The following is a 14,004-nucleotide window of genomic DNA, read 5'->3' on the forward strand; positions in this document are numbered from 1 at the left end:
GTGCTCGCTTAGCAAAGAAGAGAGTTAATCCCAAATGTCCAACCGTTCGAAGATCGTCTACACCTTCACCGATGAAGCTCCAGCCCTTGCCACCTATTCGCTTCTGCCAATTGTAGAAGCTTTCGCGGCATCCGCTGACATAGCCGTCGAAACCAGCGACATCTCTCTTGCAGGGCGCATTCTTGCAAGCTTTGCCGAGTACCTGGAGGCTGACAAGCGCGTCCAGGACGACCTCGCCAAGCTGGCTGTTCTGGCCACTACGCCAGAAGCCAACATCATCAAGCTACCGAATATCAGTGCCTCGGTACCGCAACTCAAAGGTGCCATCGCCGAGCTGCAGGCCCTGGGTTACAACATCCCCGACTTCCCGGAAGACCCGCAGAGCGACGCGGAAAAGCAAGCCCGCGCGCTTTACAGCAAGATTCTCGGCAGCGCCGTGAACCCGGTCCTGCGCGAAGGTAACTCCGACCGTCGCGCACCCGCCGCGGTCAAAGCCTTCGTCCGCAAGCACCCGCACTCGATGGGCAAGTGGAGCATGGCCTCCCAGTCCCATGCCGACTACATGCGCGGCGGCGACTTCTTCTCCAGCGAACAGTCGATCACCATGGACAAAGCCGGTGACGTGCGCATCGAGTTCGTCGACAAGAACGGCAAGGTCGAAGTCAAGAAACAGCTCGCCCTGCTGGAAGGCGAAGTCTTCGACAGCATGTTCATGAGCTGCCGCAAGCTGCGCGAGTTCTTCGAAGCGACCCTGCAGGACTGCAAGGAAACCGGCGTCATGTGGTCCCTGCACGTCAAGGCGACCATGATGAAGGTCTCCCATCCGATCGTCTTCGGCCACGCCGTCAGCGTCTACTACAAGGACGTGTTCGACAAGTACGGTGAGCTGTTCAAGGAGCTGGGCGTCAACCCGAACAACGGCATCAGCAGCGTCTACGACAAGATCAAATCCCTGCCCATCTCGCAGCAGGAAGAGATCCTCCACGACATCCATGCCTGCTACAGCGGTCGCCCGGAAATGGCCATGGTCGACTCGGTCAAGGGCATCACCAACCTGCACATCCCGAGCGACGTGATCGTCGACGCCTCGATGCCGGCGATGATTCGCAGCTCCGGGCAGATGTGGGGCAAGGATGGCAAGCTCAAGGACACCAAGGCGGTGATGCCGGAAAGCACCTACGCCCGCATCTACCAGGAAATGATCAACTTCTGCAAAACCAACGGCGCATTCGACCCGACCACCATGGGCAGCGTGCCGAACGTCGGCCTGATGGCGCAGAAGGCTGAAGAGTACGGCTCCCACGACAAGACCTTCGAAGTCGCCGTCGACGGCAGCATGCGCGTGGTGCTGGCTGACGGCACCGTGCTGATGCAGCACGAAGTCGAGGCCGGCGACATCTGGCGTGCCTGCCAAACCAAGGACGCGGCGATTCGCGACTGGGTCAAGCTGGCCGTTACCCGCGCCCGCCAATCCAACACGCCGGCCATTTTCTGGCTCGACCCGGAGCGCGCTCACGATCGGCAGCTGCAGAAGAAGGTCGAAACCTATCTGCAGGAATGCGACCTGAGCGGCCTGGATATTCGCCTCATGGGTTACAACGAAGCCATCCGCATCAGCATGGAACGCCTGATTCGCGGCCAGGACACCATCTCGGTGACCGGCAACGTGCTGCGCGACTACCTGACCGACCTGTTCCCGATCATGGAGCTGGGCACTTCGGCCAAGATGCTCTCCATCGTGCCGCTGATGGCGGGCGGCGGCATGTACGAAACCGGTGCCGGCGGTTCGGCGCCGAAACACGTGCAGCAGCTGATCGAAGAGAACCACCTGCGCTGGGACTCGCTCGGCGAGTTTCTGGCTATTGCAGTGTCTCTGGAAGAGACCGGCATCAAGAACGCCAACCCACGCGCCAAGCTGCTGGGTAAAACCCTGGATGCCGCCACCGGCAAGCTGCTCGACAACAACAAGTCGCCGTCGCGTAAAACCGGTGAGCTGGATAACCGTGGCAGCCACTTCTACCTGGCGATGTACTGGGCCCAGGAGTTGGCTGCGCAGACTGAAGACGCCTCCTTGCAGGCGCACTTCAGCCCGCTGGCGAAAACCCTGACCGACAACGAAGCAACCATCCTTGCCGAACTCGGCGCCGTGCAGGGCTCGCCGGTGGACATCGCCGGCTACTACCGCTCCAGCCCGGAGCTGACCAGCAAGGTCATGCGCCCGAGCGCAACCTTCAACGCCGCGATCGCCTCGCTGCTGTAAGGCGTAACATCTGGCGCCTGAGCGCGCCGCATGATCAGAAGCCCCGGCCAAGTGCCGGGGTTTCTGTTTGTATGCCCTGGCGCAGCACATGCAGTCCGCCGCCCGGCGGCTGCTTATGATCGACCCATTCCTACAGGACACACACATGGATTGGCACCCCCACATCACCGTTGCCACTATCGTCGAAAACCAGGGCCGCTTTCTCCTCGTCGAAGAGCTCAAGGGCGGCCGTCTGGTACTCAATCAGCCCGCCGGCCATCTTGAAGCCAACGAAACCCTGCGCGAAGCAGCGGTGCGCGAGACGCTCGAAGAAACCGGCTGGGATGTCGAACTCAGCGGCATCGTCGGTATTTATCTGTATACCGCGCCGAGCAATGGGGTGACCTATCAGCGCGTCTGCTTTGTCGCCAAACCGCTGCGTCATCACCCGCAACGCAGTCTGGACAGCGGCATCGTCGGCGCGTCATGGTTGAGCCGCGCTGAAGTGTCCAGCCAGCCAGAACGCTGGCGCAGCGAGTTGGTCCTGCGCTGCATCGACGACTACCTCGCTGGCCCGCTGCATGATCTGGAGCTGATCCGTGATTGAATACCGCCTTAGCCTTGGCACCGCCAGCCTGTTAGAATTTCGTCTTTTGTGCAGACACCCCCATGCGTGATCCAGCCCTCCCCAGCCCAGAACAGCAACGCGTCATAGTCGGCATGTCCGGCGGCGTGGATTCGTCCGTCTCGGCCCTGCTGCTGCTCGAACAGGGTTATCAGGTCGAAGGCCTGTTCATGAAGAACTGGGACGAAGACGACGGCACCGAATACTGCACCGCCATGGATGACCTGGCCGATGCCCAGGCCGTGTGCGACAAGATTGGCATCAAACTGCACACCGCCAACTTCGCCGCGGAGTATTGGGACAATGTGTTCGAGCATTTTCTTGCCGAATACAAGGCCGGGCGCACGCCCAACCCGGATATCCTGTGCAACCGCGAAATCAAGTTCAAGGCCTTCCTCGACTATGCCCTGGCGCTCGGCGCCGACCTGATTGCCACCGGCCACTATGTGCGCCGCCGCGATCGCGATGGCCGCACCGAGCTGCTCAAGGGCCTGGATCCGAACAAGGATCAGAGCTACTTCCTGCATGCCGTTGGTGGCGAGCAGATCGCCAGGACCCTGTTCCCCGTTGGTGAGCTGGAGAAACCGGCAGTGCGCGCCATCGCCGAGAAGCACCAGTTGGCCACGGCGAAGAAAAAGGACTCCACCGGTATCTGCTTCATCGGCGAACGGCGCTTCAGCGACTTTCTCAAGCAGTACCTGCCGGCCCAGCCCGGCGATATCGAAACCACCGAAGGCGAGGTCATCGGCCGTCATAGTGGCCTGATGTACCACACCATCGGCCAGCGTCAGGGCCTGGGCATCGGCGGGTTGAAAGACGCCAGCGACGAGCCCTGGTACGTGCTGCAAAAAGACCTTGAGCGCAATGTGCTGGTGGTCGGTCAGGGCAACGATCACCCCTGGCTGTTTGCCAGCGCCCTGCTCGCCTCCGAGGTCTACTGGGTTAATCCAATCGAGCTCAAGGAGCCGCGCCAGCTGACGGCCAAGGTGCGCTATCGCCAAGGCGATCAAGCCTGCATCCTGGAAAAAACCACCAGCGGCTATCGTGCCAGTTTTTCCATGCCGCAACGCGCGGTCACGCCCGGCCAGTCCGTGGTGTTCTATGACGGCGAAGTCTGCCTCGGCGGCGGCGTGATCGAAATAGCAGAACCCTGGAGCAGCAAGGATAAGCATCCATGAGTCCAACGCAGGAACAACTGGTCGCCCTGGGTGCGGTTTTCGAAGCCGCAGTGCTGGTCGACAAGCTGGCCAAGACCGGACAGGTTGGCGAGCCAGGGCTGGCATGCATGCTGGGCAGCCTGCTGGTGCGCGACCCCAAGAGCACCCTGGACGTATACGGCGGTGACGACCTCAACCTGCGCGAGGGGTATCGCGCCCTGATCAGCGCCCTGGAACGTGACCCGGCCAGCCTGCAGCGCGAACCGCTGCGCTATGCCCTGGCCCTGCTCGGACTGGAAAGGCAACTGGCCAAGCGCGACGACATGCTGCAGGTCATGGGCAGCCGCCTGGACCAGATCCAGAACCAGGTCGGTCATTTCGGCCTGGTGCACGACAACGTCATTGCCGGCTGCGGCAGTCTCTACGAGGACACCATCAGCACCTTCCGCCAGCGTATCCAGGTGCAGGGCGACATGCGCCACCTGCAGCAACCGAGCAACGCCTCGAAGATTCGCGCCCTGCTGCTCGCCGGCATCCGCTCGGCCCGACTGTGGCGTCAGCTGGGCGGCCACCGCTGGCAGTTGGTGTTCAGCCGCAGCAAGCTGCTCAAGGAACTCTATCCGCTGTTACGCGGTTAGCCGTGACCACCCGCATGGTCAAACCCATGCAAGGGGCCGCGCTGCTGGCGCTTTCGGCGATGCTGTTCTCGCTGATGGGGGGCGGCGTGCGCGAAGTCTCCACCAGCGTCAATAACGAGTCGGTGGTGTTCTTTCGCAACCTGGTCGGCGTGCTGTTCTTCCTGCCGCTGATCCTGCTCAGGGGTGTGGCTCCGCTTAAAACCATGCGCCTCAAGGCGCATCTCTGGCGCACCGGCTATGGCCTGGCGGCGATGTACTGCTTCTTCTACGCGCTGGCCCACCTGCCCCTGGCCGACGCCATGCTGTTCACCTACTCGGCCCCGCTGTTCACGCCACTGATCGCCTGGTGGTGGCTGAAGGAGCCGCTGAGTAAGCGCATCCTGCTGACGACCGGCATCGGCCTGCTTGGCGTGCTGCTGGTGGCTAAACCCTCGAGCGCCTTGCTCAATGGCAATACCTTGATCGGCATGGCAACCAGTGTTCTGGCGGCGTTTGCCTTTGTCTCCATCCGCGAGATGAGCGATACCGAACCGGCTTATCGCATCGTGTTCTATTTCTCGCTGTTCAGCGCGCTGGCCTCCGCAATCCCGCTGACCTGGGCCTGGCAACCCTTGAGCAATCATGAGCTGAGCCTATTGCTGGTGATCGGCCTGCTTGCCACCATCAGCCAGATCGTCATGTCCAAGGCCTATGGCATGGCGCCGCCCGGGTTGATCGGGCCCTTTGCTTACCTGGCCATCGTCTTCGCCGGCGTGATCGCCTGGTGGCGCTGGGGTGAAACCCCGGACCCGACCTCGCTGATCGGTGCCGCCCTGATTTTCGCCGCCAGCCTTCTGTCGATTGCCCGACGCAGCCGCTGAACGGCTAGCGAGCAAACGCGGCCAGAGCGACGATTTAATGTATGATATGCGCCCTTTTCGTCAGCCGATTGTCCGAGAACGCCCTCTTATGCAGCTTTCCTCGCTCACCGCGGTTTCCCCCGTTGATGGCCGCTATGCCGGCAGAACCAGCGCCCTGCGCCCCATTTTCAGCGAATACGGCCTGATCCGCTTTCGCGTTCTGGTCGAAGTGCGTTGGTTGCAACGCCTGGCCGCCCACGAAGGCATCGGCGAAGTCCCCGCCTTCTCGGCCGAAGCCCAGGCGGTACTCAACCAACTGGCGGACAACTTTGCCCTCGAGCACGCCGAGCGCGTCAAAGAGATCGAGCGCACCACCAACCACGACGTCAAGGCCGTGGAGTACCTGCTCAAGGAACAGGCAGCCAAGCTGCCGGAGCTGGATAACGTCAGCGAGTTCATCCACTTCGCCTGCACCAGCGAGGACATCAACAACCTGTCCCACGCCCTGATGCTGCGTGAAGGCCGCGATAACGTGCTGTTGCCGCTGATGCGCCAGACTGCCGAAGCCATCCGCGAACTGGCGGTGAAATTCGCCGATGTACCAATGCTCTCGCGCACCCACGGCCAGCCGGCCTCGCCGACCACCCTGGGCAAGGAGCTGGCCAACGTGGTCTATCGCCTCGAGCGGCAGATCGCCCAGGTCGCAGCCGTGCCGCTGCTGGGCAAAATCAACGGCGCCGTGGGCAACTACAACGCGCACCTGTCGGCCTACCCGCAGGTCGACTGGGAAGCCAACGCCCGCGCCTTCATCGAAGGCGACCTGGGCCTGCAGTTCAACCCCTACACCACGCAGATCGAACCGCACGACTATATCGCCGAGCTGTTCGACGCCATCGCCCGCTTCAACACCATCCTGATCGATTTCGATCGCGATATCTGGGGCTATATCTCTCTGGGCTACTTCAAGCAGCGCACCATCGCCGGCGAAATCGGCTCCTCGACCATGCCGCACAAGGTCAACCCGATCGACTTCGAGAACTCCGAAGGTAACCTCGGCATCGCCAACGCGCTGTTCCAGCACCTGGCCAGCAAGCTGCCGATCTCGCGCTGGCAGCGCGACCTGACCGACTCCACCGTGCTGCGTAACCTGGGTGTCGGCTTCGCCCATAGCGTTATTGCCTATGAGGCAAGTCTCAAGGGAATCAGTAAGTTGGAGCTGAATGCTCAACGTATTGCTGATGATCTGGATGCCTGCTGGGAAGTGCTGGCCGAACCGATCCAGACCGTCATGCGCCGCTACGCGATCGAAAATCCCTACGAGAAGCTGAAAGAGCTGACTCGCGGCAAGGGCATCTCTGCCTCCGCGCTGCAGACCTTCATCGATGGCCTGGACATGCCGGCCGCGGCCAAAGCCGAACTGAAGCTGCTGACCCCAGCCAACTACATCGGCAATGCGGTCGCCCAGGCCAAGCGCATTTAACCGATCGAGTCCTTTGCACGCCCGGCAGTGCCGGGCGTTTTTATTTTTGGGCTTTTATTTATTTCAAGGGCTTAGCGATGAATCCTGATACTCCGCTGCAGCTGTTGGGCGGCCTTACGGCCCGTGAGTTCCTGCGCGACTACTGGCAGAAGAAACCCCTGCTGGTACGCCAGGCCATGCCCGGCTTCGAAAGCCCGATCTCGCCAGACGAACTGGCCGGCCTGGCCCTGGAAGAAGAAATCGAGTCGCGCCTGGTCATCGAACACGGCGAGCGGCCATGGGAATTGCGCCGCGGCCCGTTCGCCGAAGACGCCTTCGCCCAGTTGCCGGAGCGCGACTGGACCCTGCTGGTGCAAGCCGTCGACCAGTTCGTACCGGAAGTGGCCGAACTGCTCGAGGAATTCAAGTTCCTGCCCAAGTGGCGCATCGACGACGTGATGATCAGCTTTGCCGCACCTGGCGGCGGCGTTGGCCCGCACTTCGACAACTACGATGTGTTCCTGCTGCAGGGCTACGGCAAGCGCCGCTGGCAGGTCGGCCAGATGTGCAACTCCGACAGCCCGCTGCTGCAACACGCGGATCTGAAGATCCTTGCCGAATTCGCTAAAACTGAAGAATGGGTACTGGAGCCCGGCGACATGCTCTATCTACCGCCACTCCTGGCCCACTGTGGTACCGCTGAGGATGATTGCATGACCTATTCCGTAGGCTTCCGCGCGCCGAGCGCCGCCGAAGTACTGACCCATTTCACCGACTTTCTCGGCCAGTTCCTGCCGGATGAAGACCGCTACAGCGACGCCGATGCGCAACCGACCAGCGATCCGCACCAGATCCAGCGTGACGCCCTGGATCGCTTGAAAGCCCTGCTCAATGAACACATGAGCGACGAGCGCCTGCTGATGACCTGGTTCGGCCAGTTCATGACCGAACCGCGCTACCCCGAACTGATCGCCGGGATCGAGATCGACGAACCGACCCTCCTCGGCAGTCTGGAAGCAGGTGGCGTGCTGATCCGCAACCCCAGTGCGCGCTTGGCCTGGTCCGAAGTCGGCGAAGACCTGGTGCTGTTTGCCAGTGGCCAGAGCCGCCTACTGTCTGCCAGCCAGCGCGAGCTGCTGAAATTGATCTGCTCGGCCGACGCGCTGCATATCGACAACCTCGGTTCATGGCTGGCCGATGACGAGGGGCGTAATCTGCTTCTGGAGTTGGCCAAACAGGGTAGCCTGGAGTTTGCCGATGAATAGCATTCACGTGCGCCTGGCCGATTGGCAAAAGGACAACGCCGACCTGCGACGCATTCGCGAGACGGTGTTCATTGCCGAGCAAGCGGTGCCGCCGGAGCTCGAATGGGATGCCGAAGATGTCGAGGCCTTGCATTTTCTCGCCTACGAGGGCGACTACCCGATCGGTACCGCGCGCCTGCTGCCAGATGGGCATATCGGTCGGGTTTCGGTGCTCAAGGACTGGCGCGGCCTGAAAGTCGGCGATGCACTACTGCGCGCAGTGATCACGGAAGCAGAAAAGCGGGGCCTGCAGCAACAAATGCTCAGCGCCCAGGTGCAGGCCACGCCTTTCTATGAAAGGCTTGGTTTTGCCATCGTCAGCGGTGAATACCTCGACGCCGGTATTCCCCATGTGGATATGGTGCGCCACAGCCAATAGCCGTGAGGTCAGAATGAACAAGGACGCCCCGTCAGACGCAACCGAGAGCAACGAGCCAGCAGCGCTTCCCGCCATCGAGTTTCAGTCGCCGGGGCGTTTTGCCGTGCGCAACCCCGAACCGGCTCCGAGCGAAACCCTGCAGGCAGAACCGGCGCCATTTATCCTCGGCGAGCACCTGGCGCTGGAGCGTTTCGATCAGCCCGAACTGGCCCGTGCCCACGCCCTGGCCATGCTCCAACAGGCCCGGCGCAGCCTGTGCATCTACAGCACTGACCTCGACCCCTGGCTGTATCACCACAGCAGCATCCAGGAGGCCTGCACCCGCTTCCTCCTGGCCAACCCGAAGAACCGCCTGCGCATCCTGGTCAAGGACCTCGGTCGCGCGGTCAAACAGGGCCACCGTTTGCTTGGCTTGTCGCGCCGCCTGTCGAGCAACCTGCATATTCGCCAGCCGCACCCGGACTACCCCAGCGAGGAAGTGGCCTTTTTACTGGCCGATGACCGCGGCCTGCTGCTGCGTCCCGAACCCGCGCAGTGTGCCGGCTATGCGCTATACCAGGACCCTGCCCGTGTGCGCTTGCGCCAGGCGCAATTCGATCAGGCCTGGCAGACCAGCATCACCGCCCCCGACCTAAGGAGTTTCCTGCTATGAGTGCGCGTACCCTGCTCGCGGGCCTGCTGCTCAGCATCGCCCTGCCCCTCTGCGCGGCCACCGAGGTCATCCCCCTGAATTACCGCACCGCCGATGATGTGCTGCCGCTGGTGCAGTCGTTGCTGGGCAGCGATGGACGCGTCAATGCCTATGGCAACCAGTTGATCGTCAACGCCACGCCGGCCAAGATCGAGGAAATACGCCAGTTGCTCGAGCAACTGGACACCCGCCCACGGCGCTTGCTGATCAGCGTCGACAGCTCGGAGTCCAGCTATCAGAGCGACCGCGGTTATCGCGCCGATGGCACGCTGAGCGCCGGCGATGCCCAGGTGCAGATTGGCCGGGGCGAAATCAACGGCCGCGACCAGGTGCGCATCATCAGCCGCACGACCGACAGCCGTGGCGGCGGCACCCAGCAGGTGCAAGCCACCGAAGGCTACCCGGCGCTGATCCAGGTCGGTCAGACCGTGCCCCTCAACTCGAGCAGCCGCGATCCTTACGGTCAGGTGTACAACAGCACGGAATACCGTGACGTCACCCGCGGGTTCTACGTGACCGCCAGCCTCACCGGCGAAATCGTGCATATCGATATCAGCAGCAACCGCGACCGCCTGAGCTCATCGCAGCCCGGGGTAATCGACATCCAGAGCACCAATACCCGGGTCAGCGGCCGGCTTGGGGAATGGATCAGTATCGGCGGCGTCAACCAGCAGAGCCAGGCCGAGCACGGCGACGTCCTGCGCCAGCGCTCGACCCGGGGGCGCGAGGACATGACCCTGCGGGTCAAGGTCGATATCGTCGATTGAAACCGGGAGGCTGTGAAAACCCTCGCCTACTGCGACCGCCTCCAGGCGCCCGCTGCTGACGTTGCGCCAGGTGAAAAACCGGGGGAGTTTAGTAAGCCAAATCCCCCGGCCTTTCAGCTGGCGCGCCTTGCCGCGAACGCGTGGGATCGCTCTTGCTACGGCGCTTGATATTTACACAAACCCTGACTCACCAGTCGTCGTAATACTTATGTAGTAGTCGCGAAAAAGCACTACAAAACGTTTGACGAACACTATTAGCAGAGGCATCATGGCCTCGCTCCCGCTAATCAGGGGCCCTGAAAAGGGTCTCCGGATCGAGTTCCAGCTTACCGCCAGAACCGATTCGTGTTGTAAAGCCCACAAGGCCGTTCGACGAGATTGCGACTGGAACGAAGTTGTCCTGAGGGACGGGGAAGCGCTTCAACGTAACAGCCAGCAGACAGTTACAGCCTACTGAGTCGTCCAACGGCATCTTTGATCCGGTAAACGCCAAATGCCCCGATCATTTGCAGCAGCTGTAGTCAAACGCGCTGTTCGTTTCGTCCCCCTCCTCCCGCCTGCAACCGCGTCCTGGTCACTCTCTCTCGTACTGCTGTGAGCCCCCGCAACCATGACCCTCACAGGTTTTGAGTGGGAAAGTCGGTGCTCAACCAAACACATACATTGAAGGATTGACCATGTCCGCTTATCAAAATGACATCAAGGCAGTAGCCGCTCTTAAAGAGACCAACGGCAACAGCTGGAGCGCTATCAACCCGGAGTCCGTGGCCCGCATGCGCGCCCAGAACCGTTTCAAGACCGGTTTGGAAATCGCCCAATACACCGCCGACATCATGCGCAAGGACATGGCCGAGTACGACGCCGACTCTTCCGTCTACACCCAGTCCCTGGGCTGCTGGCATGGGTTCATCGGTCAGCAGAAGATGATCTCCATCAAGAAGCACCTGAAGACCACCGACAAGCGCTACCTCTACCTGTCCGGCTGGATGGTTGCCGCCCTGCGTTCCGAGTTCGGCCCGCTGCCGGATCAGTCGATGCATGAGAAGACTGCAGTCTCCGACCTGATCGAAGAGCTGTACACCTTCCTGCGCCAGGCCGACGCCCGTGAACTGGATCTGCTGTTCACCGCCCTGGACGCCGCTCGCGAAGCCGGCGACAACACCAAGGCCGCTGACATCCAGAACCAGATCGACAACTACGAAACCCATATCGTACCGATCATCGCCGACATCGACGCCGGTTTCGGCAATCCGGAAGCGACCTACCTGCTGGCCAAGCGCATGATCGAAGCAGGCGCCTGCTGCATCCAGATCGAGAACCAGGTTTCCGACGAGAAGCAGTGCGGCCACCAGGACGGTAAAGTGACCGTTCCTCACGCCGACTTCCTCGCCAAGGTCGCTGCTGTTCGTTACGCCTTCCTCGAACTGGGAATCGACAACGGCGTGATCGTTGCCCGTACCGACTCCCTGGGTGCCGGCCTGACCAAGCAAATCGCCGTAACCAACGAGCCGGGCGACCTGGGCGACCAGTACAACGCCTTCCTCGACTGCGATGAAGTATCCACCGCCGACCTGAAAAACGGCGACGTGGTACTCAACCGCGAAGGCAAGCTGCTGCGTCCCAAGCGCCTGCCAAGCAACCTGTTCCAGTTCCGCAAGGGCACCGGCGAAGCGCGCTGCGTACTGGACAGCATCACCTCGCTGCAGAACGGTGCCGACCTGTTGTGGATCGAAACCGAGAAGCCGCACGTTGGCCAGATCGCCGAAATGGTTAACGAGATCCGCAAGGTGATCCCGAACGCCAAACTGGTTTACAACAACAGCCCGTCCTTCAACTGGACCCTGAACTTCCGTCAGCAGATGTTCGACATCATGGTCGGCGAAGGCAAAGACGTTTCCGCCTACGACCGCGCCAAGCTGATGAGCGTCGACTACGACGAAACCGAACTGGCTCTGCGTGCCGATGAAATGATCCGCACCTTCCAGCGTGACGGTTCGGCTCAAGCCGGTATCTTCCACCACCTGATCACCCTGCCGACCTACCACACCGCCGCGCTGTCCACCGACAACCTGGCCAAAGGTTACTTCGCAGAAGAAGGCATGCTCGCCTACGTCAAAGGTGTTCAGCGTCAGGAACTGCGTCAGGGCATCGCCTGCGTCAAGCACCAGAACATGGCCGGCTCCGACATTGGCGACAACCATAAAGAGTACTTCGCTGGCGAAGCGGCTCTGAAAGCTAGCGGCAAAGACAACACCATGAACCAGTTCGGCTAATAGCCTGAGGTTCACCCGGTCAGGACTTCGCGTCTCGACCGAGTCCGCTACAAGAAAGCCCCGGCAGCGATGCCGGGGCTTTTTCATTTGATATATGCCCATTCGGGGGTGCGCGCGCTGTTGGCATCAGGCTCGTCCGGCTTGCTGCGCAACAGCGATTTGCCGAAGACGGCGATCGATATTCACAACCTCTGAAAGATGACTGTTTCATTGCTGCCCCCAGACATGCGTTGAATTGGGGGCAGCGAATGTATCCACGCAGCCCTCCCTGAGGCTGTAGCCTTGCCATAGCCCGAACTTGTTCGAAATCAAGGAAGCCCTGGGCGCCGACCTTCTAGCATGCAATCCCGAGCAATCCCGAGCTGCGTCGTGGGAGAAACCATGCTGACCGAACCATCACTTGTCGCACAGTTGCGCCATCATCACCTGTTCAGCCGGCTGCCGGAGGCGGCGCTGCAGGAGGTATGCGCCTCAGCCAACCTCAAACGCCTGGCTGCTGGCGCCTCGTTGTTCCACCAGGGCGACAAGGCCGAGCGCTTCTATTTCATCTTCAGCGGCCAGGTCAAGCTGCATCGGGTGGTTTGCGACGGTCAGGAAAAACTGGTGGAAATCATCCGCGCCGGCGAATCCTTCGCCGAGGCGCTGCTGTTTACCGGCGTGCCGCAGTACCCGGTCAGTGCCACCGCGCTGAAGACCTGCCAGATGGCCAGCCTGCACGGCGCACAGTATCGACGCCTGCTGGAAGAACACCCGAGCATCTGCCTGGATATTCTCGCCACCCTGAGCATCCGCCTGCATCAGCGTTTGAACGAAATCGACACCCTGACCCTGGCCAACGCCTGCCACCGGGTCAGACGCTTTCTGGCCCAGGCCCATGAAGAAGGCGACGGGGTGATCATGCTCGATGTGCCGAAGCGGCTGATCGCCTCGAAGCTGGGCATCCAGCCGGAAACTTTCTCGCGCATCCTCCATCGTCTGATCGACTCGGGCGTGATTGCCGTACAGCGCCGGCGTATCGAGATCATCGATCTTCAGGGGCTGAGTAACTACGACGACTAGCAGGCCATAAGCCCGGAATTGACTCTAGTCAACGTCAGCTGCCGCACGCCGGTCAAACTGGACAGATTCTTGACGCTTGGAGGGCGCGCGCAATGTCCAAGACCACCCTGCCCCTGGTTTACTCCTGCTCTGGCTGCTCCAACGTGGCGCAACTGGCGAATACCCTCGCCGTGCGCCTGGATCGTGCCGGTCTGGCGGAAATGTCCTGCATCGCCGGGGTCGGCGGTCATGTCCCGGCGCTGGTGAACAAGGCCCGCTCCGGGCGACCGATCCTCGCCATCGACGGCTGCCCCCTGCATTGCGCCAGCGCCTGTCTGGCCCAGCATGGCATCGGTGCCGATGTGCATATCACCCTCAGCAGCTCAGGCCTGCGCAAACGCTATCGGCAAGATTGCAGCGCGGCAGAGGCCGACGCGCTGTTCGCGGACATGACCCGGATCATCGCCAGCGACCTCGGCCGCCCAGCTCGGGTGCAAGCAGCGGATTGAGCGACACGCCGCCAATACCATGGTCAAAACGACCCTAATGGTATTCATGACCCTGACCGAGGGCAGTCATATTTACCATAACAACC

Annotated in this window: 13 protein-coding genes; all 13 read left to right on the forward strand. The window is 61.4% G+C overall.

Annotation, left to right across the window (positions count from 1 at the left end; genetic code table 11):
• Nucleotides 1-34 precede the first annotated feature (34 nt).
• Nucleotides 35-2,260, forward strand: coding sequence for an NADP-dependent isocitrate dehydrogenase (locus R3355_RS10215; RefSeq protein WP_318961092.1), 2,226 nt, complete (start codon nt 35-37; stop codon nt 2,258-2,260).
• A gap of 145 nt (nt 2,261-2,405) precedes the next feature.
• A complete protein-coding gene (locus R3355_RS10220; RefSeq protein WP_318961093.1) occupies nt 2,406-2,846 on the forward strand; it encodes an NUDIX hydrolase in 441 nt (146 codons plus the stop codon).
• A 62-nt stretch (nt 2,847-2,908) separates the two neighbouring features.
• Nucleotides 2,909-4,042: a tRNA 2-thiouridine(34) synthase MnmA gene (mnmA, locus tag R3355_RS10225; protein ID WP_318961094.1), complete on the forward strand. Its 1,134-nt coding sequence runs from the start codon at nt 2,909-2,911 to the stop codon at nt 4,040-4,042.
• Entirely contained in the window at nt 4,039-4,659 is a 621-nt protein-coding gene (gene hflD / locus R3355_RS10230) for a high frequency lysogenization protein HflD (RefSeq protein WP_318949081.1), read from the forward strand. Before mnmA ends, hflD begins: the two co-directional genes overlap by 4 nt.
• Before the next feature lie 14 nt (nt 4,660-4,673).
• Nucleotides 4,674-5,519, forward strand: coding sequence for a DMT family transporter (locus R3355_RS10235; RefSeq protein WP_318961236.1), 846 nt, complete (start codon nt 4,674-4,676; stop codon nt 5,517-5,519).
• Nucleotides 5,520-5,607: 88 nt separating this feature from the next.
• Nucleotides 5,608-6,978 carry an adenylosuccinate lyase gene (gene purB / locus R3355_RS10240; RefSeq protein ID WP_318949083.1) on the forward strand — a complete coding sequence of 457 codons (1,371 nt, stop codon included), beginning with the start codon at nt 5,608-5,610 and terminating at the stop codon, nt 6,976-6,978.
• A 77-nt stretch (nt 6,979-7,055) separates the two neighbouring features.
• The gene (locus tag R3355_RS10245; protein WP_318961095.1) at nt 7,056-8,222 is read left to right on the forward strand and encodes a cupin domain-containing protein; all 1,167 of its coding nucleotides are present in this window, start codon (nt 7,056-7,058) and stop codon (nt 8,220-8,222) included.
• The gene (locus R3355_RS10250) at nt 8,215-8,640 is read left to right on the forward strand and encodes a GNAT family N-acetyltransferase (protein WP_318949086.1); all 426 of its coding nucleotides are present in this window, start codon (nt 8,215-8,217) and stop codon (nt 8,638-8,640) included. The genes R3355_RS10245 and R3355_RS10250 overlap by 8 nt, the downstream gene beginning before the upstream one ends.
• Before the next feature lie 13 nt (nt 8,641-8,653).
• A complete protein-coding gene (locus tag R3355_RS10255) occupies nt 8,654-9,292 on the forward strand; it encodes a histone acetyltransferase HPA2 (RefSeq protein WP_318961096.1) in 639 nt (212 codons plus the stop codon).
• Nucleotides 9,289-10,098: a secretin N-terminal domain-containing protein gene (locus R3355_RS10260; protein ID WP_318961097.1), complete on the forward strand. Its 810-nt coding sequence runs from the start codon at nt 9,289-9,291 to the stop codon at nt 10,096-10,098. The genes R3355_RS10255 and R3355_RS10260 overlap by 4 nt, the downstream gene beginning before the upstream one ends.
• Nucleotides 10,099-10,775: 677 nt before the next feature.
• Nucleotides 10,776-12,371, forward strand: coding sequence for an isocitrate lyase (locus R3355_RS10265; RefSeq protein WP_318961098.1), 1,596 nt, complete (start codon nt 10,776-10,778; stop codon nt 12,369-12,371).
• A 381-nt stretch (nt 12,372-12,752) separates the two neighbouring features.
• Nucleotides 12,753-13,430, forward strand: coding sequence for a Crp/Fnr family transcriptional regulator (locus R3355_RS10270; protein WP_318961099.1), 678 nt, complete (start codon nt 12,753-12,755; stop codon nt 13,428-13,430).
• Between the two features lie 92 nt (nt 13,431-13,522).
• A complete protein-coding gene (locus tag R3355_RS10275) occupies nt 13,523-13,918 on the forward strand; it encodes a putative zinc-binding protein (protein WP_318961100.1) in 396 nt (131 codons plus the stop codon).
• Nucleotides 13,919-14,004 lie beyond the last annotated feature (86 nt).

It is taken from the genome of Pseudomonas sp. (genome assembly GCF_033723075.1).
GTDB lineage: Bacteria > Pseudomonadota > Gammaproteobacteria > Pseudomonadales > Pseudomonadaceae > Aquipseudomonas.